The 26,385-nt window shown below is 66.4% G+C and carries 24 protein-coding genes; 11 read left to right on the top strand and 13 right to left on the bottom strand.

All coding sequences use genetic code 11. The features are described 5' to 3' along the window. Nucleotides 1-98: 98 nt before the first annotated feature. On the bottom strand, nucleotides 99-1,709 hold the full coding sequence (locus tag CR918_RS05400; protein WP_099842215.1) for an MASE1 domain-containing protein: 1,611 nt from the start codon (nucleotides 1,707-1,709) through the stop codon (nucleotides 99-101). Between the two features lie 198 nt (nucleotides 1,710-1,907). Next, on the bottom strand, nucleotides 1,908-3,185 hold the full coding sequence (locus CR918_RS05405) for an NAD(P)/FAD-dependent oxidoreductase (RefSeq protein ID WP_099842216.1): 1,278 nt from the start codon (nucleotides 3,183-3,185) through the stop codon (nucleotides 1,908-1,910). Nucleotides 3,186-3,346: 161 nt separating this feature from the next. Between CR918_RS05405 and CR918_RS05410 the strand changes: the two genes are divergently transcribed. The 3 genes from CR918_RS05410 to CR918_RS05420 all read left to right on the top strand — a co-directional run bounded on the left by CR918_RS05410 (nucleotide 3,347) and on the right by CR918_RS05420 (nucleotide 6,700). Further along, on the top strand, nucleotides 3,347-4,108 hold the full coding sequence (locus tag CR918_RS05410; protein WP_099842217.1) for a gamma-glutamyl-gamma-aminobutyrate hydrolase family protein: 762 nt from the start codon (nucleotides 3,347-3,349) through the stop codon (nucleotides 4,106-4,108). Beyond that, nucleotides 4,105-5,499: a glutamine synthetase family protein gene (locus CR918_RS05415; protein ID WP_025875326.1), complete on the top strand. Its 1,395-nt coding sequence runs from the start codon at nucleotides 4,105-4,107 to the stop codon at nucleotides 5,497-5,499. Before CR918_RS05410 ends, CR918_RS05415 begins: the two co-directional genes overlap by 4 nt. A 91-nt stretch (nucleotides 5,500-5,590) precedes the next feature. Then, entirely contained in the window at nucleotides 5,591-6,700 is a 1,110-nt protein-coding gene (locus CR918_RS05420; RefSeq protein WP_032975677.1) for a polyamine ABC transporter substrate-binding protein, read from the top strand. Here the strand turns inward: CR918_RS05420 and CR918_RS05425 are convergent. Continuing rightward, complete coding sequence (locus CR918_RS05425; protein ID WP_425480178.1) at nucleotides 6,697-8,166, bottom strand: flavin-containing monooxygenase; 1,470 nt, start codon at nucleotides 8,164-8,166, stop codon at nucleotides 6,697-6,699. The two genes, CR918_RS05420 and CR918_RS05425, sit on opposite strands and share 4 nt — an antisense overlap. Nucleotides 8,167-8,415: 249 nt before the next feature. Between CR918_RS05425 and CR918_RS05430 the strand changes: the two genes are divergently transcribed. The 4 genes from CR918_RS05430 (at nucleotide 8,416) to CR918_RS05445 (ending at nucleotide 12,748) form a co-directional block, all read left to right on the top strand. Continuing rightward, a complete protein-coding gene (locus CR918_RS05430; RefSeq protein ID WP_099783465.1) occupies nucleotides 8,416-9,552 on the top strand; it encodes an ABC transporter ATP-binding protein in 1,137 nt (378 codons plus the stop codon). Continuing rightward, complete coding sequence (locus CR918_RS05435; protein ID WP_032975682.1) at nucleotides 9,549-10,481, top strand: ABC transporter permease subunit; 933 nt, start codon at nucleotides 9,549-9,551, stop codon at nucleotides 10,479-10,481. The genes CR918_RS05430 and CR918_RS05435 overlap by 4 nt, the downstream gene beginning before the upstream one ends. Continuing rightward, nucleotides 10,478-11,320, top strand: a complete 843-nt coding sequence (locus tag CR918_RS05440; RefSeq protein ID WP_025875316.1) for an ABC transporter permease subunit — start codon at nucleotides 10,478-10,480, stop codon at nucleotides 11,318-11,320. Before CR918_RS05435 ends, CR918_RS05440 begins: the two co-directional genes overlap by 4 nt. A gap of 63 nt (nucleotides 11,321-11,383) precedes the next feature. After that, on the top strand, nucleotides 11,384-12,748 hold the full coding sequence (locus CR918_RS05445; RefSeq protein WP_099842218.1) for an NAD-dependent succinate-semialdehyde dehydrogenase: 1,365 nt from the start codon (nucleotides 11,384-11,386) through the stop codon (nucleotides 12,746-12,748). Between the two features lie 89 nt (nucleotides 12,749-12,837). Here CR918_RS05445 and CR918_RS05450 read toward each other — a convergent pair whose 3' ends face one another. The 8 genes from CR918_RS05450 to CR918_RS05485 form a co-directional block, all read right to left on the bottom strand. Beyond that, entirely contained in the window at nucleotides 12,838-13,872 is a 1,035-nt protein-coding gene (locus tag CR918_RS05450; RefSeq protein WP_051501564.1) for a magnesium and cobalt transport protein CorA, read from the bottom strand. Nucleotides 13,873-13,878: 6 nt separating this feature from the next. Then, complete coding sequence (locus CR918_RS05455; protein WP_099783469.1) at nucleotides 13,879-15,120, bottom strand: lipoprotein N-acyltransferase Lnb domain-containing protein; 1,242 nt, start codon at nucleotides 15,118-15,120, stop codon at nucleotides 13,879-13,881. After that, entirely contained in the window at nucleotides 15,117-15,998 is an 882-nt protein-coding gene (locus CR918_RS05460; RefSeq protein WP_032975685.1) for a CorC family transporter, read from the bottom strand. Before CR918_RS05460 ends, CR918_RS05455 begins: the two co-directional genes overlap by 4 nt. A gap of 64 nt (nucleotides 15,999-16,062) precedes the next feature. Next, complete coding sequence (locus tag CR918_RS05465) at nucleotides 16,063-16,617, bottom strand: hypothetical protein (RefSeq protein WP_025875308.1); 555 nt, start codon at nucleotides 16,615-16,617, stop codon at nucleotides 16,063-16,065. 79 nt (nucleotides 16,618-16,696) lie between these two features. Further along, complete coding sequence (locus tag CR918_RS05470) at nucleotides 16,697-17,308, bottom strand: hypothetical protein (RefSeq protein WP_099783472.1); 612 nt, start codon at nucleotides 17,306-17,308, stop codon at nucleotides 16,697-16,699. Nucleotides 17,309-17,349: 41 nt separating this feature from the next. After that, complete coding sequence (locus CR918_RS05475; protein ID WP_025875304.1) at nucleotides 17,350-17,958, bottom strand: hypothetical protein; 609 nt, start codon at nucleotides 17,956-17,958, stop codon at nucleotides 17,350-17,352. 47 nt (nucleotides 17,959-18,005) lie between these two features. After that, on the bottom strand, nucleotides 18,006-18,491 hold the full coding sequence (ybeY, locus tag CR918_RS05480; RefSeq protein WP_033830754.1) for an rRNA maturation RNase YbeY: 486 nt from the start codon (nucleotides 18,489-18,491) through the stop codon (nucleotides 18,006-18,008). Beyond that, nucleotides 18,488-19,474, bottom strand: coding sequence for a PhoH family protein (locus CR918_RS05485; RefSeq protein WP_025875300.1), 987 nt, complete (start codon nucleotides 19,472-19,474; stop codon nucleotides 18,488-18,490). The genes ybeY and CR918_RS05485 overlap by 4 nt, the downstream gene beginning before the upstream one ends. A 364-nt stretch (nucleotides 19,475-19,838) precedes the next feature. On the opposite strand from CR918_RS05485, the gene CR918_RS05490 reads away from it, so the two are divergent. The 3 genes from CR918_RS05490 to CR918_RS05500 are packed head-to-tail and all read left to right on the top strand — an operon-like array spanning nucleotide 19,839 to nucleotide 22,848. Beyond that, nucleotides 19,839-20,795: an HlyD family secretion protein gene (locus CR918_RS05490; protein ID WP_099842219.1), complete on the top strand. Its 957-nt coding sequence runs from the start codon at nucleotides 19,839-19,841 to the stop codon at nucleotides 20,793-20,795. Between the two features lie 20 nt (nucleotides 20,796-20,815). Continuing rightward, the gene (locus CR918_RS05495) at nucleotides 20,816-21,739 is read left to right on the top strand and encodes an ABC transporter ATP-binding protein (protein ID WP_099783478.1); all 924 of its coding nucleotides are present in this window, start codon (nucleotides 20,816-20,818) and stop codon (nucleotides 21,737-21,739) included. Then, nucleotides 21,736-22,848 carry an ABC transporter permease gene (locus tag CR918_RS05500; protein WP_080149299.1) on the top strand — a complete coding sequence of 371 codons (1,113 nt, stop codon included), beginning with the start codon at nucleotides 21,736-21,738 and terminating at the stop codon, nucleotides 22,846-22,848. Before CR918_RS05495 ends, CR918_RS05500 begins: the two co-directional genes overlap by 4 nt. Nucleotides 22,849-23,091: 243 nt before the next feature. Here CR918_RS05500 and miaB read toward each other — a convergent pair whose 3' ends face one another. Both miaB and CR918_RS05510 read right to left on the bottom strand, forming a co-directional pair. Continuing rightward, nucleotides 23,092-24,510 (bottom strand): tRNA (N6-isopentenyl adenosine(37)-C2)-methylthiotransferase MiaB, encoded by a 1,419-nt coding sequence (gene miaB / locus CR918_RS05505; protein ID WP_099842220.1) that lies wholly within the window; start codon nucleotides 24,508-24,510, stop codon nucleotides 23,092-23,094. A 170-nt stretch (nucleotides 24,511-24,680) separates the two neighbouring features. Then, a complete protein-coding gene (locus tag CR918_RS05510) occupies nucleotides 24,681-25,301 on the bottom strand; it encodes a glutathione S-transferase family protein (RefSeq protein WP_099842221.1) in 621 nt (206 codons plus the stop codon). Nucleotides 25,302-25,381: 80 nt separating this feature from the next. On the opposite strand from CR918_RS05510, the gene CR918_RS05515 reads away from it, so the two are divergent. Further along, the gene (locus CR918_RS05515; RefSeq protein ID WP_099783482.1) at nucleotides 25,382-26,350 is read left to right on the top strand and encodes a helix-turn-helix transcriptional regulator; all 969 of its coding nucleotides are present in this window, start codon (nucleotides 25,382-25,384) and stop codon (nucleotides 26,348-26,350) included. The last annotated feature ends 35 nt before the right edge of the window (nucleotides 26,351-26,385 follow it).

Raw genomic sequence — 26,385 nt, forward strand, 5'->3', positions numbered from 1 at the left:
TGGACGTGCAGGCGGCTGAAGCCGCTTGCACGTTTTCGCCTCAACACCGGTGGCGGTACATGCATGCTCCGGAATCAGAAGCCGGCGGGGCCTGTCAATCACGCCTTCGCGCGTGAGGCATCCGCTTCGAATCCCGAAATGCTGTTTCTTCCATTTGACGTGAAAACTTCCAGAGGGGCGGCCGTGCCCGTTTCCTTCATTGCCAGCATGATGCGATTCCGGGTGCATTTCAGTGCGCCCCCGTAGGCCAGCGTTCTCCCGGCCAAACGTTCCATGGCTGCGGCGACAGTTGCGTCGGAGAGGTGTCGCTGTTGATCCAGCAAGGAAACCGTCATCAGGATTCCACGATGCGAACCGATACGTCCGCAGCGTGCCCGCACGTGGATCTGCCCTGCTTCACCCTGGATCAGCAATGACACCGCGTCGATCACCGTGCGGTAGGCGGCTAGTTGCAGGCCGACGCTGAGTTGGCAGGGGTCGCCAAGCAGCGCCGGATTGGCGACACGGGCCGTCTTCTCCCACGCTTCGCGGACGCCTCCTGCCCTCAATGCAACATAAAGCCCGAGGTGCTCCAGAGCCGTCGGATAGATCATGCTTGTCTGCTCGCGCAGCTGGCGCGAATGGATCGACGCCACATGCACAAGACTCTCCGCAATCGAAAGATGGCCCTGAGCGGAAAGCCAGTTGATCACCTCGTCAAGCGCGTGATCAATGCCATCACCCAGCCTCCTTAGATGCAACGCACGTTCGCGAAGGTCAAGCTCACTGGCGACATGTGAGCTCCGCGCGAGTCTTATGGCATTTCTCTCCCCGATCTCCCTGAGTCGATAACGCCGATAGTAGTGGGTGATCCGGGAGCCAAGTATGAGCAGCGCTGCGCCGGTGACGGCCATGATCTGCTGGGTAGCGAATGACGCAGGGTCGAACGACTCCGGGTGAGTGGCGGGTGTGGTCAGACCGATGATCATGTTCAGGGTCGGCACGCCGATGGCGGCGCCCCGCCATCCATACACGCATGTCAGAAGGACCGCAGGAAGTGCCATGAGAAGTTGCAGAGACACTTTCGTCGTCACTGCATCAGCTGGCACATCCGCAGCTGACAGGCCGAGCACGACCATCAGTGCGAGGGCCCCCGCCATCTGCGCGACGTCACGCTTCCGTACCTGTACTTCGGCCTTCCCTCGAGACCAGAGCAGCACAAGTGGCGCGAACGTCAGGATACCGATGAAGTCACCCACCACCAGGCGGACGATGCCGGTCAATAGGGGGAAATCGGGTGGTGTCGGCCAGAGGAAATTTGCAAGAAGCAGGTTGATCAGCGTGACGGATATTGCGGCGAATGCGGCAACCGATATGAGCCAGGCATTCTTTACTGCCGAGATCACGTTGCGGTGAAGATGGACGATCGTCATGACGACCGGCATCTGGAATGCCGAGCCAAGAATGACCCACGTCAATCCGTACCGATCGATCATCGGCACGCGCATCTGCGCGAAGTAGGCATACTCGCCCAGCAGGAGATAAGGCCAAAGCCGAGGTGGGCAGAGCAGTACCGCAGCAACGCGTACGCCGGCGGGAAGATAGAACTGATCAAGCGAGAGCTGCCGTGTGGCCCAGCAGGCAATCGCGTACAGCACAGCCAAGGCAAGTCCTGCCGGATGGATGCGCAACTTCAGCTGCAGGCCTTCATTCCACCAGTTCAATCGCACTACCCCTTCACAGTACGTTCCCTGTCAGCATCCATTCGCCGCGGGACCCGGTTCTTAGCGACGGTATCGACACGCGTTCGATTATGCAATCGCCTCAGCGCTCGGCCCGGCAAGTGAGAAAGTCATCACAGGAATACCGGCGGCGACGAGTTTCACAGTTTTCGGCGGGCGGTAGATTCAGCTCGCTTCCTGATCAGCTCACCACAACGCATCCCGCAGCTTGTACCAGGACATGGCCGCCACCAGCAGCGGCATGCGCAGCAGGCGTCCGCCGGGGAAGGGGGCATGGCGCAGGCGCTGGAACACGTCCAGCCGCTCGCTCTGGCCAACGATGGCTTCGGCGATCACTTCACCGGCCAGCCCGGCCGCTGCCACGCCGTGGCCGGAGAAGCCCTGCGCGAAGTACACATTCCCATCCAGCCGGCCCCAGTGCGGGGCACGGTTGCGGGTGATGTCCACATAACCGCCCCAGACCTGCTGCAGCGGGATGTCGGCCAGTTGCGGGAACACCTCGTGCATGCGCCGCTGCATCACCCGGTGCAGGCCCGGCGGCGGCAGCGCGGAATAGCTGGCGCGGCCACCGAACAGCAGGCGGTGGTCATGGCTGAGCCGGAAATAGTCCAGCGCCCAGGCCGTATCGGAGACCGCCATGTTGTTGCCGATCAGGGCACGGGCGCGCTCGGCCCCCAGCGGTGCGCTGGCGCCGATATACGTACCGACCGGCATGATGCGCCGCTCGAGCTCAGGCACCAGCCCCTGCAGCAGGGCGTTGCCGGCCACCACCAGCTGCGGCGCGCGCACGCTGCCGTGGTCGGTATGCAGCACCGCATGTGCGCCGCGTTGAATGCGCGTCACCGGCGATTGTTCGTGGATGACCACCCCGGCTGCGCGCGCGGCATCGGCCAGCCCGCGGGCGTAGGCCAGCGGATGCAGGTGGGCGCTGAGCGGGTCGAACATCGCCGCGCGGTAGCGCGGACTGTCCAGTTGCCCACGCAGGGTATCGCGCTCCCACCACTGCATCGGGTAATCGTAATGTCGCTGCAGGTGTTCGCAGTTGGCGCGCAGGTCGCGCTCGTGGCGTGCGCGGATGGCAACGCTGGCGTGGCCCTCCACCCAATGGCAATCGATGCCATGCCGGTCGATGCGCGCACGCATCGCCTGTACCGCCTCGCGCGACCAGTCGAACAGGCGGCGCGCATCCTCGTGGCCGAGCTGGCGTTCCAGCTCGTCCACTTCGCAGCCGTAGCCGACCAGCGCCTGGCCACCATTGCGGCCCGAGGCTCCCCAGCCGATCCGCTGCGCTTCCAGCACCACCACCCGCTGGCCGCGCAGGGCCAGTTCCAGTGCGGCGGTGAGGCCGGTATAGCCGGCGCCCAGTATCGCCACATCGGCATGCAGTTCACCGCGCAACGGCGGCAATGCGGGCGGTTCGGGCAGGCTGCTGGCGTACCAGCTGGGCGGGAAGGCGGCGCTCACCGGCGGCCTCGCAGAAGCGGGAAAGGGCGTCGGAGCGGAGGAGGACGGTCGGGCTTCACGCCGATAGTTTGGCCCAAGCCGGGCGCCCGTGGTGTGAGGGCAGCGGCTTGCCGATGCCGATGCCGGGCGCGTACCTTGATGCCACGCCAAGGAGTTTCCCCATGCGCCGCCTGCCCTGGGTGGGCCTGCCCACCGACAGCACCGTGCTCGGCCATCATCGTTTCGCGGTGGCCGGGGAAAAATATGTGCATGCGTTGGTTGACGCTGCGCAGGCAACACCGCTGGTGCTGCCGAGTGTGCAGCCGCCGCTGCCGGCGCGCGATTGGCTGCAGGGCCTGGATGGCCTGCTGCTGACCGGCGCGGTCAGCAACATCGAGCCGCAGCATTACGAAGGCGGGCGCACCTGGAACGGCAACCGGCATGACCCGGCGCGCGACGCCACTGCGTTCGCGCTGCTGCGCGAGGCGCTGGCGATGGATCTACCCGTGCTGGCGATCTGCCGCGGATTCCAGGAATTGAATGTGGCGCTCGGTGGCACGCTGCATCCGCAGGTGCATGCGGTGCCTGGCCTGGCAGACCATCGCGAAGATCCACAGGCGCCGGTGGAGGTGCAGTATGGGCCGGCCCACGCGATCACCCTGGCCGATGGGGGGTGGCTGGCGCAGTGGTGTGCCGCCGATCGGGTGCAGGTCAATTCCGTGCACGGGCAGGGCATCGCACAGGTTGCCGAAGGCCTGCAGATCGAGGCCTGGGCCGATGATGGCCTGGTCGAAGCAGCACGCAGCCCGCGCCATCGATTCGTGCTCGGCGTACAGTGGCACCCGGAGTGGCGTGTCATGCAGACGCCGTTCTATCACGCTATTTTCCGTGCGTTCGGCCAAGCTTGCCGGCAGCACCAACAGAATCGACTGGAATCCCCATGAGTTCCCGAACGCGCCCGCGCAAGACGGCCACGCCTCCGCCCCCGCAGGAAAGCAGCCTGCTGCGCTGGCTGAAGGAGCGGCGCATCACCGAGGTCGAATGCCTGGTTCCGGACATCACCGGCAATGCGCGCGGCAAGATCATCCCGGCCGACAAGTTCTCGCACGATTACGGCACGCGCCTGCCCGAAGGCATCTTCGCGACCACGGTCACCGGTGAATTTCCGGACGATTACTACGACCTGACCTCGCCGTCGGACTCGGACATGATCCTGCGCCCCGACCCGGACACCGTGCGCATGGTGCCGTGGGCGACCGACCCGACCGCGCAGGTCATCCATGACTGCTACACCAAGAACGGCGAACCGCATGAGCTGGCGCCACGCAACGTGCTGCGCCGGGTGCTGGATGCATACACCGAGCTCGGCCTGCGGCCGGTGGTCGCGCCCGAGCTGGAATTCTTCCTGGTGCAGAAGAACACCGATCCGGATTTTCCGCTGCTGCCACCGGCGGGCCGCTCCGGCCGCCCGGAAACGGCACGGCAGTCGTACTCGATCGACGCGGTCAACGAGTTCGATCCGATCCTCGACCTGATGTACGACTACTGCGACGCGATGAAGCTGGACGTGGATACGCTGATCCACGAATCCGGCGCGGCGCAGCTGGAGGTCAACTTCACCCACGCCAATGCGATGGATCTGGCAGACCAGGTGTTCCTGTTCAAGCGCACCATGCGCGAATCGGCGATGCGCCATGGGGTGTACGCGACCTTCCTGGCCAAGCCGATGGAGAACGAGCCGGGCAGTGCGATGCACATCCACCAGAGCCTGCTGCGCATCAGCGATGGCCAGAACGTGTTCACCGGCGAGCACGGTGGTGAGGATTTCAGTCCGCTGTTCGCCCATTACCTGGCGGGCCTGCAGAAATATGTGCCGATGGCCATGGCGTTCTTCGCGCCGAACGTGAATTCCTACCGGCGCCTGGTGTTCGGTGAGGTCTCGCCTAGCAACGTGCACTGGGGCTTCGACAACCGCACCTGCGGCCTGCGGGTGCCGCTGGATACGCCGGAGAACATGCGGGTGGAAAGCCGCTTTGCCGGCTCCGATGCCAACCCTTACCTGGCGATGGCCGCGACCCTGGCCTGCGGGCTGCTCGGCATCCGTGAGCGCCTGGCGCCGGATGCGCCGGTGACCGGCAGCGCCAAGGAACTGGGCTACGACCTGCCGCGTTCGCTGGGTGAAGCGCTGGACGGGCTGGAGCAGTGCAGCGAGCTGCAGGCGCTGCTCGGCGAGCGCTTCTGCCGCGCCTACACCTCGGTCAAGCGCAAGGAATACGAGACCTTCTTCCGCGTGATCAGTTCGTGGGAGCGCGAGTTCCTGCTGCTGAACGTGTGAAGGCCGCGAATAGAAAAATCCCTCGCCGGGGGGTAGGCTGGCACCCGTCGCCGGCCCGGCCGGCCCCCCTTTCTGCATTCTGGAGCACCCGATGAAGCTGCGTATCCTCACGCTCGGCCTGGCCTCCGCCATGCTTTCCGCCTGTGGCGGCGGCAACGGCGGCGGACAGGACAGCCAGGTCCTGAACGTCTACAACTACAGCGACTACATCGCCGAAGACACCATCCCCAACTTCGAGAAGCAGAGCGGGATCAAGGTCACCTACGATGTGTTCGACAGTGACGAGATGGTCGAGACCAAGCTGCTGGCCGGCAACAGCGGCTACGACGTGGTGGTGCCGACGCTGAACTTCTTCGGCCGGCAGATCCAGGCCGGCGTGTTCCTGCCGCTGGACAAGTCGAAGATCCCGAACCTGGCCAACCTCGACCCGGCGGTGATGAAGCGCATCGCCACCCAGGATCCGGGCAACCAGTACGGTGTGCCGTACATGATCGGCACCACCGGCATCGGCTACAACGTGGACATGCTGAAGGAGCGCTTCGGTGGCAGCACCGACATCGCCAACAGCTGGGACCTGGTGTTCAAGCCGGAAAACATCAGCAAGATGAAGGACTGCGGCGTGACCATCCTGGACACGCCGGCGGACATGATTCCGATCGCGCTGCACTACCTGGGCCTGGACCCGCACAGCGGCGATCCGGCCGATCTGCAGAAGGCGGCGGACCTGCTGAAGTCGATCCGCCCGTACGTGCAGAACTTCCACTCCTCGCAGTACGTGGGCTCGCTGGCCAACGGCGGCACCTGCCTGGTGGTGGGCTGGTCGGGTGACATCATCCAGGCCCGCGACCGTGCTGCCGAGGCCAGCAATGGCGTGCACGTGGCCTATTCGATCCCGAAGGAAGGCGCGCCGCAGTGGTTCGACATGCTGGCCATCCCGAAGGATGCCAAGCATCCGGAAGCGGCTTACGCGTTCATCAACTATCTGCTGGAACCGAAGGTGGCCGCGGCCAACACCAACTTCATCCACTACGGCAACCCGGTGCCGACCGCGACCCCGCTGGTGGACGAGGCGATCCGCACCGACCCGACCATCTACCCGCCGGCCGACGTGGCCGCGAAGATGTTCACCTATTCGATCAACACGCCGGAGACCGACAAGCTCTACACCCGGCTGTGGACCGAGGTGAAGACCGGTCGCTAAGCGTTTCCGGTAGCGCCGGGCCTTGCCCGGCAGCTGCCTTGCCCTGGGTCGGAGCCGGTACTGCCGGCCCGGCCAAGGTGCCGCAGGATGGCGGGCAACAGGTCGCGCGCATCGCGACCGCCGTTGCACAGGAATGATGAGCTCATCCGCTGCAGGTTGTGCATGCCGATGAAGAACAGGCCAGGCTGCGGGGAGACACCGAACTCGCCGAGCGGGTACCCGTGTTCGTCCAGCACGCCGTCCACATGCAGCCACGGCCATTCGGCGACGAAGCCCGTAGCGAGGACAACCGAGCGGATGCCGGCAGCGTTCAGATCCAGCTCGCGCGGCGAGGCGTCCGGCTCCCAGTGCAGGTACACCTCTTCGGGAATGTAGCGGGCATCATCGGTGCGCGGTTCGGGCCGCGTGGCGTAGTACCCGCTTGCCAGTGAATCGAGATAGGCGTACTCGGACCGCGTCGACTCGACCGCGGTGCGCAGCTGTGGGCGGACATCGGCGAAGCGGGCAATGTCCGCGTCGAAGCCCTGCAGGCGGCCCAGCAGCGTGATGCCCTCGCGGTGCATCGCCAGCAGGCTGATCGAGCTGCCCAGGCCTGCGCGTCCCTTGCCGGAAATCAGCGGGAACTCTGCGGTCCGGGCCTTGCGCAGCGCGTCCGGCTCCCCGGCGAGTACCCCGGCCGATTCACTCACATGCTGGTGGATGCGTCCGGCCATGTCCCACCAGGTCATCGAATCCTTGCCGCGCAGCCGGCGCGTATGCGAATGGCGCTCGGCCAGCGACCAATACACGGTGCGGCCGCTGGCGCGGAGATCTTGGGCGATCTGCGCGCCGGACTGGCCGCCGCCGATGACCAGCACCGCGCCGTCGGGAAGCTGCCGGGAATTGCGGTAGTTGCTGGAGTGCAGTACCGCCAGCGCCGGCCCGGGCGCAAAGGGAACGCGGGGCATCCGGGGACGGCCGTATTCGCCGGTGGCCACCACCACCGCAGCGGCCTGGATCGGCCCGCGGCTGGATTCGATGGCGTAGCCGCCCGCCTTGGGCGTGACACGCAGGACCGCGCAGCCTTCGTGGATCGGGAGTGACCTTTCGCTGGCGTAGTCGCGAAGCCGCTGGATCACTTCCGGTGCGGCCATGAAGCCCTCCGGGTCGTCGCCCGCATAGGCGTGGCCATGCAGGGCCATCGTCGCGTTGGCGGTGTTGGTCTGGAAGGAATCCCAGCGCCGCCGCCAGCTGGCGCCCACGGTATCCGCCTCCAGTACGCGATGCTGGATGCCGGCCTCCTGCAGGACCGCGCTGAGTGACAGCCCGGCCTGGCCGGCGCCGATGATGGCCACCTCCAGCCGATCGGCTGACGAGGGCTGGGGGGCGGGTGGGGCGAAGACAGAAGTGTCTGCGGATGTCACGCGTGTTCGTCCATGGTCGGCCTCGATCCTGGGGATTGCGACGGGGTAGTGGCGGGCGATCAAGGCTCCCGGTTCTGAAAAACGTTGCAGATTCGGCGCGGCACCCGCAGGCCAAGGCGGAAACACCAGGCAACGGCCACGCAGGGGGGGCGCGTGTTGCGCCTGGAGTGCGCCATTTGCGGGCCAAACCCGACACCGGTCCGGTACTCCAGGACGGCCAGCGGCGCCTTCCCGCCCGCCGTCGTCATATCCCCATCGGCCCCCGGCCGGTAGAATGGCGGCCGCTGTCCACCGCCCGCTCCCGGAGCCCCCATGCCCGTTGAAGCCCAGCCGGAAGCCGCCGTCGTCGAAGCGAGCGGTGTGCCCGGCTATCTCTCCATTCGTGATCTGCGCAAGGAATTCGATGGCTTCGTCGCCGTCGACGACGTCAACCTGGACGTCCGCAAGGGCGAGATATTCGCGCTGCTCGGTGGCTCCGGCAGCGGCAAGTCGACCCTGCTGCGCTGCCTGGGCGGCTTCGAGACACCCACCAAGGGCAGCATCACCGTCGATGGCCAGCGGATGGATGCGCTGCCGCCGTACCAGCGGCCGGTCAACATGATGTTCCAGTCCTATGCGCTGTTCCCGCACATGACCGTGGAGCAGAACATCGCCTTCGGCCTGAAGCAGGACGGACTCGGCCGCGAGACCATCGCCAAGCGCGTGGGCGAGATGCTCGACCTGGTGCAGATGGGCCATCTTGGCAAGCGCAAGCCGCACCAGCTGTCCGGCGGCCAGCAGCAGCGCGTGGCGCTGGCGCGGTCGCTGGCCAAGGGGCCCAAGCTGCTGCTGCTGGACGAACCGATGGGCGCGCTGGACAAGAAGCTGCGCTCGCAGATGCAGCTGGAGCTGGTCAGCATCATCGAGTCGTCGGGCGTGACCTGCGTGATGGTCACCCACGATCAGGAAGAGGCGATGACCATGGCCACCCGCATCGCGGTGATGGACGCCGGCTGGATCCAGCAGGTCGGCAAGCCCGATGAGGTCTACGAGCAGCCGGCCAACCGCTTCGTCGCCGAGTTCATCGGCTCGGTCAACCTGTTCGACGGGGTGATCGACGAGGACCTGCCCGAATACGTGACCGTGCGTTCGCCGCTGTTCCCGGCGCCGGTCTACATCGCCCATGGCATCACCTGCTATGAAGGGCAGCCGGTGGCGTTCGCGCTGCGCCCGGAGAAGGTGATGATCGGCAAGGACGAGCCGGAAGGGCACACCAACAAGGCGCAGGGCGTGATCGAGGACATTGCCTACTTCGGCAGCCATTCGGTCTACCACGTGCGCCTGCCCAGCGGCGCCAAGGTGCTGGCCAACTTCGCCAACTCGCAGCGCTGGGCCAGCGATGGCCTGACCTGGGGCGACCAGGTGTGGGTGCACTGGCGCGACAACGACGGCGTGGTGCTGACCTCATGAGCGCCGCCGGCCTCAAGCGCTGGCTGCCGGGGCTGCGTGCCACGGTGATCGGCATTCCGTACCTGTGGCTGCTGCTGTTCTTCGCCGTGCCGTTCCTGATCGTGCTGATGATCAGTTTCTCGCACAGCCGGGTCGGCTCGCCGCCGTACACCTGGCTGCTGCAGTACGTCGATGGCGGGCTCTCGCTCAAGCTCAACCTCGAGAACTACCTGGCGCTGTTCCGTGATTCGATCTATGCGCAGGCGTTCCTGAGCTCGATCAAGATCGCCGCGATCTCGACCTTCCTCACCCTGCTGATCGGCTATCCGATGGCCTATGCCATCGCCCGCCTGTCGCCGGCCGCGCGCAACGTGGCGATGATGCTGGTGGTGCTGCCGTCCTGGACCTCGTTCCTGATCCGCGTCTATGCATGGAAAGCGATCCTGGACCGCAACGGCCTGCTCGACCAGTTCCTGCAGTACACCGGCCTGCAGTCGCTGATGACCTCGATGGGCCTGCCGAAACTGCAGCTGATCGACACCCCGACCGCGGCCTACATCGGCATCGTGTACTGCTATCTGCCGTTCATGGTGCTGCCGCTGTACGCCAACCTGGTCAAGCATGACCACCGTCTGCTGGAAGCAGCCTACGACCTCGGCGCCAAGCCGTGGCAGGCATTCCTGCGCATCACCCTGCCGCTGTCGAAGGCGGGCATCATCGCCGGCTGCATGCTGGTGATGATTCCGGCGATCGGCGAATTCGTGATCCCGGAAATGCTGGGTGGCTCGGAAACCCTGATGGTCGGTCGCCAGCTGTGGAACGAGTTCTTCAACAACCGCAACTGGCCGGGCGCCTCGGCGATGGCGGCGGCGATGATCCTGTTGCTGCTGGTACCGATCCTACTGTTCAACCGATCCCAGCAGCGCCTGCTGGAAGGGAAGCAGGCATGAGCCCGCGTAGCGCAAAGGGCCTCGGGCTGGGCGTGCTGCTGCTCGGCTTCGCCTTCCTGTACCTGCCGATCCTGTTGTTGATGTTCTATTCGTTCAACAGCTCGCGGTTGGCCATGGTCTGGGCCGGGTTCTCCACCCGTGCCTACAGCGACCTGTTTGCCGACCGCGCGCTGATGGATGCGATGTGGACCAGCCTGGTGGTCGCGTTCTGGACCGCCTGTACCGCCACCGTGCTCGGCACGCTGGCGGCGATGGTGATGACCCGCTTCAAGCGTTTCCGCGGCAAGCCGTTCTTCGGTGCGCTGGTGACCGCGCCGCTGGTGATGCCGGACGTGATCCTCGGCTTCTCGCTGATGGCGCTGCTGGCCTCGATGGGCGCGATACCGGGCTTCCCGGCGCGTGGCCTGGCCACCATCTGGATCGCCCATGTCACCTTCACCCTGTGCTTCGTCACCGTGGTGGTGTCCTCGCGCCTGCAGGAGATGGACCTGTCGCTGGAAGAAGCGGCGATGGATCTCGGCGCGAGCCGGCTGACCGTGTTCACCCGCATCACCCTGCCGATCATCGCCCCGGCGCTGGTGGCCGGTTGGCTGCTGGCGTTCACCCTGTCGCTGGATGACGTGGTGGTGGCCAGCTTCGTTGCCACGCCGGGCTCGACCACGCTGCCGATGAAGGTGTTCGCCTCGGTTCGCATGGGCATCAGCCCGAAGATCAATGCGCTGGCCACGCTGCTGGTGTCTGCAGTGTCCATTGCTGCGGTGATCGGCTGGTACATCAATGCGCGTGCGGAGAAGCGACGCCAGCGCGACCTGCAGCTGGCCCGCCAGGACAACGGCTGAGCCGGCAACATCCGGCTCACGGCGGCCGGCGCACAATGGGGGTCTACCTGATGGAGACCCCCCATGACCGTCGAGATCATCAACCCGGCCACCGGCCAGGTGACCTACCGCCATGAGCTGATGGATGCCGCTGCCATCGAGCAGCGCCTGCAGGCCGCAGCCGAGGCGTTCCCACGCTGGGCCGAGCGCTCGCTGCAGGATCGCGGGGCGATCCTCAAGCAGATTGCCGGCCAGCTGCGTGCGCGCGGCGATGACCTGCAGCAGGCCATGACCAGCGAGATGGGCAAGCTGAAGGCCGAGGCCCTGGCCGAAGTGGAAAAGTGCGCGACCACCTGTGAGTTCTATGCCGACCATGCCGCCGACTATCTGAAGCCGCAGCTGATCGACACCGAGGCCCAGCGCAGCTACGTGCGCTATGAACCGATCGGCTGCGTGTTCGCGGTGATGCCGTGGAATTTCCCGATCTGGCAGGTGTTCCGCTTCCTGGCCCCGGCGTTCATGGCCGGCAACGTGGCGCTGCTCAAGCATGCCAGCAACGTGCCGCAGTGTGCCGACCTGATCCTGGCGGTGTGCCGCGATGGTGGCCTGCCGGACGGTGTGTTCGACGTGCTGCACATCGACAACGACCAGGCTGCCGACGTACTGCGCGATGCACGGGTGAAGGCAGTCACCCTGACCGGCAGCGAGCGGGCAGGGCGCTCCATCGCGTCCAACGCTGGCAGCCAGTTGAAGAAGTCGGTGATGGAGCTGGGCGGCAGCGACGCCTTCGTGGTGCTCGATGATGCTGACCTGGACAAGGCGGTTGCCGCCGCGGTGAAGTCGCGCTTCGACAACAGTGGCCAGACCTGCATTGCCGCCAAGCGCTTCATCGTGGTTGAAGCGGTGGCCGATGAATTCACCCGGCGCTTCGTCGAAGCCGCAGGCGAGCGTCAGTACGGCGACCCGAACGAGCGCGGCACCACGCTGGCGCCGATGGCCCGTGCCGATCTGCGCGACGAACTGCACAAGCAGGTGCAGGCCAGCGTCGCCAAAGGCGCGCGGGTGCTGATCGGCGGCGAACCGATCGCCGGTTCGCACGCGGGTTACCCGGCCAGCGTGCTCGACCAGGTAGGGCCGGGCATGCCGGCCTATGACGAAGAACTGTTCGGGCCGGTCGCTGCGGTCATCCGGGTCAAGGATGAAGCCGAAGCGCTGCGCGTGGCCAACGACACCCGCTTCGGCCTCGGCGGCAGCGTGTGGACGCGTGACCCGGTGCGTGGCGAGTCCTTCGCCCAGCGCATGGAATGCGGCGCGGCCTTCGTCAACGCCATCGTCAAGAGCGATGCGCGGTTGCCGTTCGGCGGCAGCAAGGAATCAGGTTTCGGCCGTGAACTGGCCGACCACGGCATCCATGAGTTCATGAACATCAAGACCATCTACGTGGCTTGATGTTCACCCAATGCGCCACGACAGGTACGCTAGGTGTCGACCGTCGTGGCCTACCGGTCCGGTGGGTATCGACCGTTGGTCGATACGCCCTACAGCCACTTCACCCGCTTGAACAGCCGGTACAGTCCAACGCAGATGCCACCGACAGCGACGATCATCAGCGGGTAGGCCCACGGCTGGTTCAATTCCGGCATGTGGCTGAAATTCATGCCATACCAGCTGGTGATCAGCGTCGGTGCGGCCAGCAGCGCGGCCCATGCACCCAGCCGCTTCACCGTCTCACCCTGGGCCAGCGTCACCAGTGACAGGTTCACGCTCAGGGCCGTGCCCAGCATCTCGCGCAGCGTGTCGATGACATCGCTGATGCGCACCGCATGGTCGTGCACGTCGCGGATATACAGCTTCACTTCGTCCGGGAACAGCTCGCCCTGGTAGCGGCGCAGCTGTGCCAGTACATCCTGCAGTGGCGCCACCGCCATCCGCATCTTGTTCAACTCGCGCTTGAGCTCATACAGGCGCACCACCGTGCTGCGCTTGTAGCTGTCGGCGAAGATGTCCTTCTCCAGCAGTTCCAGGGTGTCGCGGAAGCGGTTGGTGATGGGCAGGTAATTGTCGACCACGAAGTCGGCCACGGCGTACAGGCAGTACGAGGGGCCCATTTTCAGCAGCTGTGGTTCGCGCTCCACGCGCGCGCGCACCGGTGCGTACGAGAGCGAGGCGCCATGGCGAACGGTCACCAGGAACCGTGGGCCGAGGAAGGCGTGGGTCTCGCCGTACTGGATGCGCTCGTCAACCATCTGCGCGGTGGTCACCACCACGAACAACGAGTTGCCGTAGGCCTCCACCTTGGGGCGCTGGTGCGCGTTGCGCGCATCTTCGACGGCCAGGTCGTGCAGGCAGAATTCTTCCTGCAGCTTCAGCAGTACATCTTCGTTCGGATCGTACAGGCCGACCCAGACGAAACCATTGTTGCTGGCGATGACATCGCTGATGGCATCCAGGCTGATGTCGTGACGTTTGCCGTCGTCATCGTAGTGGACGCAGTTGATGACGCAGGTGGGATTGGCTGCGGCGGAGGCGGCAGCAGGGGCGGGCAGTGGGGCGGGCAATGACATGCCCGCCATCGTGCGTCAGTGCTGCGTTTCCGACAAGTGAGGACGGCGCCCCAGCACCCAGGCCAGCGCCGCGTGGACCGGCAGCAGCAGCACGATCCACTGCACGTTGTACTGCGCCTGCAGGCTCAGCCAGTGCAGCACCAGGGCAGCCACGGCCTGCACCGCCACCAGCCACAGCACGATCCTGAACATGCGGCCGGGCACGCGCCGCCGCAGCAGGCTGATCGCCCCCGGCAACAGCAGCACGCACAGCGGCGACAGCAGCAGCAGGTTGCGGTTGGCCCAGGCAGCGTAGTGCGTGCTGAAGCCCCACAGGAACACCAGCAGGCCACCGGCGATGGTGCACAGCAGCCAAAGCGGCAAGGCCAGGCCGGCCAGCAGGCGCGTACGCCTGCGCAGCGCCAGCACGCCGACCGCAATCACCAGGCCACACAGCAGCCACGACCACCAGTGGCGCGCGAATTCCTTCGGTTCGGGATCGATGCGGTGCGGCAGCAGTTCCTGCTCGGACTGCACCAGCGGGCGGCCGTCGCTGTTGCGGGCCTGCCGCAGGGCATCGGCCAGGCGCATCGGCACGAAGGCTTCCTGCCAGCGCGACAGCGGCTGGTCGGCAAACGGACCCAGGCCGATATCGAAGCCCAGCCACATCCACGGGGCCGGGGACGCCAGCCGTACCGACTCGCTGCGATAGGTGTTGCCACGCGAACGGCCCGACAGCTGTGAATGCAGCCCGCCGCCCAGTGCCTTGTCCAGCGTGTCGCGCACCATCGTCGCGCAGTTGGCGGTGTAGTAATCGTAGTGGTAGCGCGCGTTTTCCGGCTTGGCCCGTTCGGCCAGGTCGGCGGCCAGCGAGCGTGCCTGGTCAGGGGTGATATCCAGCCACTGCACGCTGGCTCCGCGGCCGGTCTCATCGTAGTACGACAGGTCCTGCTGCAGTGGCAGCGCCACCAGGTAATACATCATGTCGCCACGCACGAAGCGGCCGATGAAATCCTGTTCGGACGGATCGAAGTAGCCGAAGTTGTACGAGATCGCCTCGCCGCTCACCGGGTCCAGCACGACGATGGCATCGTGGCCGAAGCGCTCGAAGAACACGGTGCCGGGCTGCATGGTGACCACACCAACGCGCGGGGCAGGGGCATCACTGGCCGTCGAAACGGCCGGTGGCGCCGCCTGCGCGAACGCGGTCAGTGGCAGGGTCGTGGCCAGCACGCACAGTGCCAGCCACACCGTCAGGATCAGGCCACGGTGCTTCAAGCGTCGTCCTGCGCGTCCGGTGCCAGCACCGTTACATGGAAGGCCTGGACCCGGCGCGCATCGGCGCGGGCTACACGGAACATGAAGCGGTCCAGCGCCAGTTCGTCACCGACTTCCGGCAGATGACCCACCGCTTCGGTCACCAGGCCACCGATGGTGTCGTAGTCCTCATCGGAGAAGGTGGCACCGAAGCGTTCGTTGAAATCGCCGATCGGCGTGAGCGCATCCACCACGTACTGGCCATCGGCCTGGATGGCGATCTGCGCCGAGAAATCCTCGGCTTCGTCGTGCTCGTCGTCGATCTCGCCGACGATCTGCTCCAGCACGTCCTCGATGGTGACCAGGCCGGCGACACCGCCGTACTCGTCCACCACGATCGCCATGTGGTTGCGCGACAGGCGGAATTCCTTCAGCAGCACGTTGAGCTTCTTCGCTTCCGGAATCAGCACCGCCGGGCGCAGCAGCTCACGCACGTTGCCCGGACCGTTGTCGGCAACCACGCCGCGCAGCAGGTCCTTGGCCAGCAACACGCCGAGGATGTCGTCCTTGTTCTCGCCATGCACCGGGAAGCGCGAATGGCCGGACTCGACCACCTGCTTCATCAGCTCCAGGAAGGGCGCCTCCACCGGCAGCGAGACCATCTGCGAACGCGAGATCATCACGTCGCCCACGGTCAGCTCGGCCACCGAAATGGCACCTTCCATCATCTTCAGGGTATCTGCGGCGATCAACCCTTCTTCCTGCGCGGTGTGCAGGACAGCGACCAGCTCGTCGCGGGTGTGGGGTTCGCCGGAAAAAGCAGACGTCAGGCGTTCAAGCCAGCCGCGCTTCTTTTCACTGTGCTCCACGAAGGAGCTACTACTGTCGTCTTCTGACATCTCTGGAAAAAAGGCACCCGGCAGGCCGGGCGATGACTCCAGTCTAGCAGGATGTGGGGGCCTGTCAGTGACCGTCGGCCGCTGGGGCGGTGGCGGCCGGGCCCTCGTCCTCGGCCGGCAGGTCCAGGCTGTAGGTGCAGCCGGCCAGGGTCCTGCCCGGGTGACTGGCGACGGTGGATACGCTGAGGATGATCGACTCGATCTGCGCCTCCCCGGTCTTCGGGTCGGTCACATCGCGGCTGACCAGCTCGCGCCCGGCCATGAACTTGCCGTCCTGGTCGTAGCCGATCTCCAGGGCCAGCTGCTTGGCCAGCGGCCGCGGATCGGCCTGGTCGAGCACGGCCATGATGCTGGCGCCGGCCACGGCCACACGCTCGGTCTGCTGGCCGAACACGGTGATCGGGCTGGCCAGGCGGTACTCGCTCATGAACTGGTTGCCCTGCGGCAGCGGCTGCAGGCCATGCGCCACGGCCTTCAGCGGATCGGCCAGCAGCGGTGCCAGCGCGGCGTGCTCGGCGACGCCCTGGCGGCATTCGATCAGGGCAGGCAGGTCCAGTGGCGCGGCGGAAGCGGTTGGGGCGACGACCAGCAACATGGGCAGGAGACGCAGCGGTGACATGGCGGGAGCACCCCGTCGGCAGGATGGAAGCGGTGCATGGTAACGACGATGCAGGCGGGCGGCGAGCAGGGAGCGTGGGTCAGGGTGGGTACCGTTGACTGGAGGCGGGCTGCCAGCGGACCCTGACCGGGAAGCCCAATTGCGCTTCCAGGTGATCACGAACGGTGGTCACCGTTGCCCGGGCCTCGTGGCCCTCTTCCACATCCAGCACCAGCTCGCCGGTTCTGACGTCCAACGCCAGAGCGTCCAGGTGCGGGATCTGACTGCGGATCCAGGGGTGTTGCGCCCGCATGCGGCGCTGCATCTCCGCCTCCGTCAGCGCGGCGCCGGTGCGGAAGTGCACGTACTGCGGGCCATCTGCGCCGCCATGTACCTCATCTGCTACCGGTTCATCACCGGTCAGTCGCACCACGACGTGCCAGCCCGGATCGTTGTCCACCCAGATACCCGCCAGCCGCGCCGCGTGCCTGGCTTCCAGGCGCTCGATCAGCGCCCGTTGCTGGGCGGTGGCGACGGCACTGCGGGCGTCCTGCTCGCTGCTGCCGAAAAAAGCGCGCAGCTCGGCGACCTTGGCACTGATGTCGGTCTCACTGTCGCTGGCGGGAAACGGTGAGGGCCGGTCAGGATCGGGCATCAGGCCTGCCCCGGACTGCAGCAGGGTGGAGAGCAATAGTGCGGACATCAAGGTCATTGGTGCTCCCGAGGCAGCATCACCCGTTGCAAAGGGCGGTGTCAGCCCTGCGGTGTCCGGTGCAGCAGCGCCCGCACACGTCGTACCGAACGATTGGCCACAGTGCGCAACGCCATCGCCGGCAGGGTCAGCATCGCCGAGAGCAGTGCCACGTGGACCAGTTGCATCACTGCGCGGACCGCAACCGGCAGTGCACCCGGTTCCAGCAGCCAGTCCGGCAGGTTCGTGCTCGCCAGGTGGATGGTGCTCATGTACACCACTGCGAGCAGGAACAGCGCCCACAGCTGCGCACGCGTTGCGTAAAAGAACGGCTGGCTGCCGCTTGCGCGCCCGAGGCGCTGCTGCAGGACCACGCGCCAGCTCACCGGTGCGGAGAGCGCGCCGATCAGGATCAGCACCATCGCGGTCATCCAGATCGCCGACGTACTGCTCACCGGCCCATTGCCGCTGAGCAGGTGCGGCCCGACCACACCCACGGCTACGCCTGCCAGCAGGCTGGTGGGCGACAACAGGGCCAGTGTGCCCAGCAGCCAGTGCCGGCCGTCGGGGTGGTTGGCACTGACGCGGCGCACCACGTTGGCGGTCACGACCAGCAGCAGGGAGAAGATTGCACTTCCGGCCAGCAGCGGCCCCATGTCGCCCATCATCATCCATGTCTCCGGGGAGGTTGCAGGCGCAGGATAGCGCTGTCCCCGGCTCAGCGCTCGCCCGCGTACGGGTCGTCGATGCCGAGCTCGGCCAGGATTTCGCGCTCCAGCTGTTCCATCGCCTCGGCTTCCTTGTCGTCCTCGTGGTCCCAGCCAAGCAGGTGCAGCACGCCGTGCACGGTCAGGTGCGCGTAGTGGGCGTTGAGCACTTTGCCCTGCTCCTCGGCTTCACGCGCCACCACCGGTGCGCAGATCACCAGGTCGCCCAGCAGCGGGAACTTGACGCCCTTGGGCAGGCCCTCCGGCACGTCGGCCGGGAAGCTCAGCACGTTGGTGGCGTAGTCCTTGCCCCGGTAGTGCCGGTTCAACGACTGGCCTTCCTTGCTGTCGACCACGCGGATGGCCAGGTCGGCCTCGCGGATGCGGCCCTTCAGCGCAGCCGCCACCCACTTGCGGAAGCTGACGGCAGAGGGCAGCCCGGCACGGGGCAGGGCGTAGTTGACGGCGACATCCAGTCGTACGGGACCACGGGTCATGGAGTCGCTCCAGGTTGGATCTCATGCAGGTCGCGGCGGTCGTAGGCACTGACGATGCGCGCCACCAGCGGGTGGCGGACCACGTCGCGGGCTTCGAAGAAGGTGAAGCTGACGCCCTCCACGTCGCGCAGCACGTCGATCGCATCGCGCAGGCCGGACTTCACATGCTTGGGCAGGTCGGTCTGGGTCAGGTCGCCGGTGACCACGGCGGTGGAACCGAAGCCCAGACGGGTCAGGAACATCTTCATCTGTTCGATGGTGGTGTTCTGCGCTTCGTCCAGGATCACGAACGCATCGTTGAGCGTGCGGCCGCGCATGTAGGCCAGCGGCGCGATCTCGATGACGTTCTTTTCCAGCAGCTTGAGCACCTTTTCCACGCCCAGCATTTCATACAGGGCGTCGTACAGTGGGCGCAGGTACGGGTCGACCTTCTGGCTCAGGTCGCCGGGCAGGAAGCCCAGCTTCTCGCCGGCCTCGACCGCCGGACGCACCAGGATCAGGCGCTGTACGCGCGATTCGTTCAGTGCTTCCACCGCGCTGGCAACGGCCAGGAAGGTCTTGCCGGTACCGGCCGGGCCGATGCCGAAGTTGATGTCGTGGCTGACGATCTGGTGCAGGTAGCGGCTCTGGTTGGAACCCCGCCCGCGCACGGTTCCGCGCTTGACCTTGATCGCCACGTCCTGCGCTTCATAGGAGCGGTCGGCGATCTGTTCGATGTTGGCCGCGTTCAGCCGCAGGTGAATGGCGTGGTTGTCGAAGGTGGTCTCTGCGGCTTCTTCGTACAGCGCCTCGATCAGTTTCTGCGCCTCGGCGCTGGCCTCGGCCGGGCCGCTGATGCGGAACACGAAGCCGCGGTTGGCGATTTCCACGCCAAGCTTCAGTTCGATCTGGCGAAGGTGGCCGTCGAACGGGCCGCACAGGTTGGCCAGCTGCGCGTTGTCTTCCGGCGACAGGGTGAAGTCTCGATGCTCGATGCTTTTCATTGCTTGGGGTGGGGCGGGGTCGCCGTCCACCGCGATGGAGTCAGGGACGACAAGGGTAACGCGCAAGCCGGCATGACGACAGTTCTCCACACCGGGTGTGGACCGGCGCCGAAGAAACCTGTGGATAGACCTTCGCAGGGCTTGTGCCACAAGGAAGATGATGTCGTGGTGAAAATTGTGCCAGTGCCTGCAGGGTTTTCCACATGCGGTGTGGACGGTGTTGCCACGAACCTGTGGATAGGTGGCAGCGAGCCTTGCGGCAGTGGCCTTGGCAGCGACTGATCAATTATTGGCCAGCGCTGATCTGGATCATTGCGGGTGCACAGGGGGCATGGCACCGTGGCGCCATCGCAGGAGGTGGCGCATGGCCGTGGGCACGTGGGTGCGCAGGATGGGGTTGCTGGGCAGCTGCCTGCTGGCGGGGTGCGGCGAAGCACCACCAGCAGCACTGGGTACGCTTGAATGGGACCGGATCAGCGTGCCCGCACCGGCGGCTGAAGTGATCAGTACCGTTGACGTGCGCGAGGGGCAGGCGGTCAAGGCGGGCGCGCTGCTGATGCGCCTGGACCCTGTCCGTGGCGCAGCCCAGCTCGACGCCGCACAGGCCGAAACGGCCCGCGCGCAGGCACAGCTCGAGGAACTGCAGGTGGGCCCGCGTGCGGAGCAGATCGCCCAGGCGCAGGCACAGCTCACCGCGCTGCGCGCGCAGGCGGCGGAAGCCACCGCTTACTACCGCCGGGTGCAACCGCTGGCCCGTCAGCGGTTGGTGGCTGCCGCTGATCTGGACCGGGCCCGCGCGGCCGCCGACAACGCCGTGGCCAGCGTGCGTGCTGCCGAACAGGCGTGGCTGCAGCTGCAGCGCGGCAACCGTCGTGAGGACATCGCCCAGGGCCAGGCCGCCTCCAGGGCGACACAGGCACAGGAGGTCGTGCAGGCCGTCAACCTGCAGAAGCTGCAGCTGCGCGCGCCGCGCGATGGCGTGGTCGATGCGTTGCCCTACAGGCAAGGCGACCAGGCACCGATCGGTGCACCGTTGGTGGTGATGCTGGTGGGCGAACGGCCGTATGCGCGCGTATACCTGCCGCAGCCGTTGCGCCTGCAGGTGAAGGTCGGGCAGGCCGCGCTGGTGCAGCTGGACGGCGCCAACACCGTACTGAAAGCGCATGTGCGGTCGATCCGCAGCGAACCTTCCTTTACCCCCTATTACGCGTTGACTGGTGATGACGTCTCGCGGTTGAGCTACCTGGCCGAGATCGAGATCGACGACAGTGCCGACATGCAGGCGCTGCCCGCCGGGTTGCCGGTGCAGGTGCGCTTCTGAACCCGGTCGATGACATCGCCGTGCGTGCGCGGGGCCTGAGCCGCCGTTTCGGCGACCTGCTGGCGGTGGACAACGTCGATCTGCAGGTGCCGCGTGGGCAGGTATACGGCTTCCTAGGCCCGAACGGCTCGGGCAAATCGACCACCATCCGCATGCTGTGCGGGCTGCTTGAGCCGAGCTCGGGCGAGATCGACGTGCTGGGCCTGGCGATCCCGGCGCAGGCCGAGGCGTTGCGCCGCCGCATCGGCTACATGACCCAGCGTTTTTCGTTGTACGAAGACCTGTCGGTGCGGGAGAACCTGGAATTTCTTGCCGCCATCCAGGATCTGCCACGCGCGCAGGCGCGGCAACGGGTCGATGCGCTGCTGCTGCAGTATCGCCTGCAGGACCGCCAGGTGCAGTTGGCCGGCACCCTCAGTGGTGGGCAGAAGCAGCGGCTGGCGCTGGCCGGTGCGGTGATCCATGCGCCGGAACTGCTGTTCCTGGATGAGCCGACCAGTGCGGTCGATCCCGAGTCGCGTCGCGATTTCTGGGAGGCGCTGTTCGAACTCGCCGATGCCGGCACCACGGTGCTGGTGTCCACCCATTACATGGACGAGGCCGAACGCTGCCACCGGCTGGCGATCCTTGATCGCGGTGCCCTGGTAGCCGATGGCACGCCGGCCGAACTGTGCGCGCAGCTGCAGGGTCGCACCCTGGCCGTCACCACCGCGCAACCCCGGCAGGCCAGCCGCGCGCTGGCGGCGCTGCCGGGCGTGCTCAGCGTGGCGCAGATCGGCACCGAACTGCGCGTGCTGTGCAGCGAGGGCGCGGCCGATACCCGCGTGTTGGCGCAGGCCCTTGCCGACGCCGATCCGCAGGCCAGCATCGAACCGGTGGCGCCCAACCTGGAAGACGTCTTCGTTGCCGCCACCCGTGGCCGTGGTCGGGAGCCGGCGGCATGAGCCTGCGACGGCTGTGGGCGATCATGCTCAAGGAGCTGCGCCAGCTGCGCCGCGACCGGATCACCCTGGCGATGATCATCGGCATCCCGGTGATGCAGCTGCTGCTGTTCGGCTATGCGATCAACCTCAACCTGCGGCACCTGGATGCCGGCATCGCCGACCAGGCCAACAGTGCGGCTTCTCGCGCCCTGGTGCAGGACATGGTTGCCACCGGTGTGATCGCCCCGCGCGCACAGGCCTATACGCCCGACCAGCTGATGGAGGCGTTGCGACGGGGCCGGATCAGCGTGGGCATCGTGATTCCCGCCGATTTCGAACGACGCCGCTACGAAGGCCGCGAAGCGGTGCAGGTGCTGGTCGACGGCAGCGATACGGTGGTGCAAAGCGCGGCGATCCAGTTGGCGCAGGTACCGCTGGACACGCGGCCGACCAGCAACACGCGGCCGCTGCGCGAAGGCAGCATCGCCAGCGGGCCGGTGAGTGTCATCAGCTTCTATAACCCGCAACGACGGTCAGCGGTGAACATCGTGCCTGGCCTGATCGGGGTGATCCTGACCATGACCTTGGTGATGTTCACTGCAGTGGCGGTGGTACGCGAGCGCGAACGCGGCAACATGGAGCTGCTGATCGCCACGCCGGTATCGCGCAGCGAACTGATGGTGGGCAAGGTATTGCCCTACGCGGCGATCGGTCTGCTGCAGACCACCCTGGTGCTGCTGCTGGGCACGTGGTTGTTCGAGGTCCCGATCCGCGGCAGCCTGCTGGATGTCTATCTGGCCGCCGTGCTGCTGGTGCTGGCCAACCTGGCGCTGGGCCTGTTGATTTCAACCCGGGCGCGTTCGCAGTTCCAGGCCATGCAGATGACCCTGTTCCTGTTCCTGCCCTCCATCCTGCTGTCGGGCTTCATGTTCCCGTTCGCCGGCATGCCCCGGCCGGTGCAGTGGCTGGCTGAAGTATTGCCGCTGACCCATTTCCTGCGCCTGGTACGCGGCATCATGCTGCGCGGTGCTTCGCTGTGGGAGCTGTGGCCGGACGCGCTGGCGCTGCTGGTGTTCATCGTGGCGATGATGACCCTGGCCATCCTGCGCTTCCGCAAACGCCTGGATTGAAGCATGCCGACCAACGGTCGGCATCCACCCCGGTAGGTGCCGACCGCTTGCCGGCATCAATTGCGGTGGGTGCCGACCGTTGGTCGGCACGCCTCAATTCCTCGGTGGGTGCCGACCGTTGGTCGGCACACCTCAATCCCTCGGTGGGTGCCGACCGTTGGTCGGCACGCCTCAATCCCTCGGTGGGTGCCGACCGTTGGTCGGCATCAATTGCGGTGGGTGCCGACCGTTGGTCGGCACACCTTATTCCGTCACCACGCGCCCGCGCAGCGAGTTGGTCATCGCTTCGGTGATCACCACGTCCACGAACTGGCCGATCAGGCGCGGGTGCGCCGGGAAGTTCACCGAACGCATGTTCTCGGTCTTGCCGGTCAGTTCGTTCGGGTTCTTGCGCGAAGGGCCTTCCACCAGCACGGTCTGTACGCTGCCGACCATCTTTTCGGAGATCTGCGCGGCATGCGCGTTGATCCGTTCCTGCAGCCGCGACAGGCGCGCATGCTTTTCCGCGTCGCTGATCGTGTCTTCCAGGTCTGCAGCCGGCGTGCCCGGGCGACGCGAATAGATGAAGGAGAAGCTGTGGTCGAAGCCGATATCCTCGATCAGCTTCATGGTCTTCTCGAAATCAGCATCCGTCTCGCCGGGAAAACCGACGATGAAGTCCGAACTGATCGAGATATCGGGGCGCACCGCACGCAGCTTGCGGATCTTCGACTTGAATTCCAGTGCGGTATAACCGCGCTTCATCGCTGACAGCACGCGGTCGCTGCCTGCCTGCACCGGCAGGTGCAGGAAGTTGGCCAGCTGCGGCACGTCGCGGAACGCGTCGATCAACGAATCGCTGAACTCCAGCGGATGCGAGGTGGTGAAGCGGATGCGACCGATGCCGTCGATCTCGGCGATGGTGCGGATCAGCAGGCCGAGGTCGGCGAGCTCGCCATCACCATAGGGGCCACGGTAGGCGTTGACGTTCTGGCCGAGCAGATTGATCTCGCGCACGCCCTGTGCCGCAAGCTGTGCCACTTCCACCACAACGTCTTCGAACGGGCGGCTGACTTCGGTACCACGCGTGTAGGGCACCACGCAGAACGAACAGTACTTGGAGCAGCCTTCCATGATCGACACGAACGCCGACGCGCCATCGGCACGCGGTTCGGGCATGCGATCGAACTTCTCGATTTCCGGGAAGCTGATGTCCACCTGCGGGCGCTGCTGATCGCGACGGGCGCGGATCAGTTCCGGCAGGCGATGCAGTGTCTGCGGGCCGAACACCAGGTCGACGAACGGCGCACGCTTGATGATCGCCTCGCCTTCCTGCGACGCCACGCAACCGCCTACGCCGATGATGACCTCGCGGCCCTGGTTCTTCAGGCTCTTCCAGATGCCCAGCTGGCTGAACACCTTCTCCTGCGCCTTTTCGCGGATCGAGCAGGTATTGACCAGGATGACGTCGGCGTCTTCCGGGCGATCGGTCAGTTCCAGGCCATCGCTGGCGGCGAGCACGTCGGCCATCTTGGCCGAGTCGTACTCGTTCATCTGGCAACCGTGGGTCTTGATGTACAGCTTGCCCTTCACGTGGTCGGGCTTGCGCGGACCAGAGGGCAGGGCAACGAGCGGAGTGCCGCCCTGGGCGGCGGGCGGAAAGACGTCTGGCGTCCCGGTCATGGCGCTTAATCCATTCGGGTGGCGGGAAAGGGGGCGATTCTACCCGCATCCCAGGGCGTGCGTCCGGCGCAACGCCGGCGGCGCCGCGCTGGGCGCTCGCGGGGCATGGCCCCGCGCTACCTGCATCCCGTCCCGTTCTGTAGCGCCGGGCCCGTGCCCGGCGAGTGCTCTTACGCCGCGATCAGCTCCGCATCGATCTGCCGCGAACGATCAAACGCGGTCATCGCGCTCATCCGATCGATATAGGCGGCCGTCGCCGGTGCTGGCTGCACCAGGCCGAACGCACTGGTCCATGCCAGCGCATTGCCCCACAGCACGTCGGCCGCACTCATCACCTCGCCCAGCAGGTACGGTCCCTGCGCCAGCTGCGCTTCGATCACCTGCAGCACCGTATCAGCATCGTTGTAGGGCGACATCAGGCGCGGCGGCGGCTCGCGATGCATGGCCTTGTCGATCATCGCCGGCTCGAAACAGGCGCCATAGAAGGCCATCCAGCGCAGGTAAGGGCCGCGCAGGGCGTCGCCGATCGGCGGTGCCAGCCCGGCTTCCGGATACAGGTCGGCCAGGTACAGATAGATCGCCACCTGCTCGGTCACCAGGGCGCCGTTGTGGACGATGGCCGGCACCTTGCCCATCGGGTTGATAGCCAGATAGGCCGGGGCCAGGTTGGCACCGGCCTTCAGGTCCAGCACCTGCATGCGGTAGTCGGCGCCCAGCGCTTCGAGCAGGGCGACAGCGCCGCTCGAGCGTGAACGGGCGGCGTGGTAGAGGGTGATCTGGCGTGACGTCATGGCATTGCTCCCTGCAGGTGGTGGTGAAGTGGGGCCCATGCTGGGGCACAATTGCGGACGACTTCTGTCCGCGATCCGTCATGCGCCATACCGCCCATCGCCTGCTTCGCCTGATTTCCCTGCTGCAGGCCCGCCGTCACTGGTCCGGCGCCGAGCTGGCCGAGCGCATGGGCGTGGATCGGCGCAGCATCCGTCGCGATGTCGAGCGCCTGCGTGAGCTGGGGTATCCGGTACAGGCCTCGGCCGGTGTAGGTGGCGGCTACCGGCTGGGCGCCGGTGCGCCGGTGCTGCCGATGCTGCTGGATGAGGAGGAGGCCACCACACTGGCGATTGCCCTGCGCGCGGCGTCGGCCACGGTGTCCGGCATCGACGACACCGCCCGCGGCCTGCTGTCCAAGCTCGACCCGCTGGTGCCGGCGCGTCGCCGCCAGCAGGCCGGCGAAGTACATGCCGCCACCGCAACCCTGTCCGACCTGCCGTCCACCGACGCGCGCCTGCTCGGGCGACTGGCCCAGCATTGCCGGCAGGCCGCGCGGCTGGCCTTCGAATACCGCAGCGCGCAGGACGCGGTGACGCAACGCGAAGTCGAGGCCCAGCACCTGGTCAACTACGGACGGCGCTGGTATCTGCTGGCCTGGGACCTGGGGCGGCAGGACTGGCGCACGCTGCGCGTGGACCGGATGGGCGCAGTGCGTTCGCTGCCAGAGCCTGGCCTGCATCGGCGCACTCCGGCGCCGCCGGATGTGATGGTGCGGCAGGCGGTCAGCCAGGCGCCGTTCGCGCTGCAGGCCGTCCTGCGCCTGGCCGGCAGCGAAGCGGAGCTGACCGGGCGCATTCCGCCCTGGTGCGGCGTGCTGGAGGCCGACGGGCCAGCGCATTGCCTGTTGCGGATGGGCGCGGAGAGCCGCGGCATGATGCTGGCGCAGATCCTCAGCCTGGATCGCCTGCCGGTGGCGATGTGGACCATGCCGGCCGAGCTGCGCGAGGAGCTGGCCCAGCGCCTGGCCGGGCTTGGCCAGGTCCTGGCCGTGCCCGCCGTCACGGTCTGAGCCGGCGCCCTTGGCAAGCCGCAGCGAAGCTGGGA

Source organism: Stenotrophomonas indicatrix (assembly GCF_002750975.1).
GTDB classification, from domain to species: Bacteria; Pseudomonadota; Gammaproteobacteria; order Xanthomonadales; family Xanthomonadaceae; genus Stenotrophomonas; species Stenotrophomonas indicatrix.

Bases quoted from the DNA above. Each gene is read 5' to 3' on its own strand.
- CR918_RS05410 (WP_099842217.1), top strand. From the start codon at position 3,347: ATGCGCCGCCTGCCCTGGGTGGGCCTGCCCACCGACAGCACCGTGCTC.
- CR918_RS05415 (WP_025875326.1), top strand. From the start codon at position 4,105: ATGAGTTCCCGAACGCGCCCGCGCAAGACGGCCACGCCTCCGCCCCCG.
- CR918_RS05420 (WP_032975677.1), top strand. From the start codon at position 5,591: ATGAAGCTGCGTATCCTCACGCTCGGCCTGGCCTCCGCCATGCTTTCC.
- CR918_RS05430 (WP_099783465.1), top strand. From the start codon at position 8,416: ATGCCCGTTGAAGCCCAGCCGGAAGCCGCCGTCGTCGAAGCGAGCGGT.
- CR918_RS05435 (WP_032975682.1), top strand. From the start codon at position 9,549: ATGAGCGCCGCCGGCCTCAAGCGCTGGCTGCCGGGGCTGCGTGCCACG.
- CR918_RS05440 (WP_025875316.1), top strand. From the start codon at position 10,478: ATGAGCCCGCGTAGCGCAAAGGGCCTCGGGCTGGGCGTGCTGCTGCTC.
- CR918_RS05445 (WP_099842218.1), top strand. From the start codon at position 11,384: ATGACCGTCGAGATCATCAACCCGGCCACCGGCCAGGTGACCTACCGC.
- CR918_RS05450 (WP_051501564.1), bottom strand. From the start codon at position 13,872: ATGGCGGGCATGTCATTGCCCGCCCCACTGCCCGCCCCTGCTGCCGCC.
- CR918_RS05460 (WP_032975685.1), bottom strand. From the start codon at position 15,998: ATGTCAGAAGACGACAGTAGTAGCTCCTTCGTGGAGCACAGTGAAAAG.
- CR918_RS05465 (WP_025875308.1), bottom strand. From the start codon at position 16,617: ATGTCACCGCTGCGTCTCCTGCCCATGTTGCTGGTCGTCGCCCCAACC.
- CR918_RS05470 (WP_099783472.1), bottom strand. From the start codon at position 17,308: ATGACCTTGATGTCCGCACTATTGCTCTCCACCCTGCTGCAGTCCGGG.
- CR918_RS05475 (WP_025875304.1), bottom strand. From the start codon at position 17,958: ATGATGATGGGCGACATGGGGCCGCTGCTGGCCGGAAGTGCAATCTTC.
- ybeY (WP_033830754.1), bottom strand. From the start codon at position 18,491: ATGACCCGTGGTCCCGTACGACTGGATGTCGCCGTCAACTACGCCCTG.
- CR918_RS05485 (WP_025875300.1), bottom strand. From the start codon at position 19,474: ATGAAAAGCATCGAGCATCGAGACTTCACCCTGTCGCCGGAAGACAAC.
- CR918_RS05490 (WP_099842219.1), top strand. From the start codon at position 19,839: ATGGCCGTGGGCACGTGGGTGCGCAGGATGGGGTTGCTGGGCAGCTGC.
- CR918_RS05500 (WP_080149299.1), top strand. From the start codon at position 21,736: ATGAGCCTGCGACGGCTGTGGGCGATCATGCTCAAGGAGCTGCGCCAG.
- miaB (WP_099842220.1), bottom strand. From the start codon at position 24,510: ATGACCGGGACGCCAGACGTCTTTCCGCCCGCCGCCCAGGGCGGCACT.
- CR918_RS05510 (WP_099842221.1), bottom strand. From the start codon at position 25,301: ATGACGTCACGCCAGATCACCCTCTACCACGCCGCCCGTTCACGCTCG.
- CR918_RS05515 (WP_099783482.1), top strand. From the start codon at position 25,382: ATGCGCCATACCGCCCATCGCCTGCTTCGCCTGATTTCCCTGCTGCAG.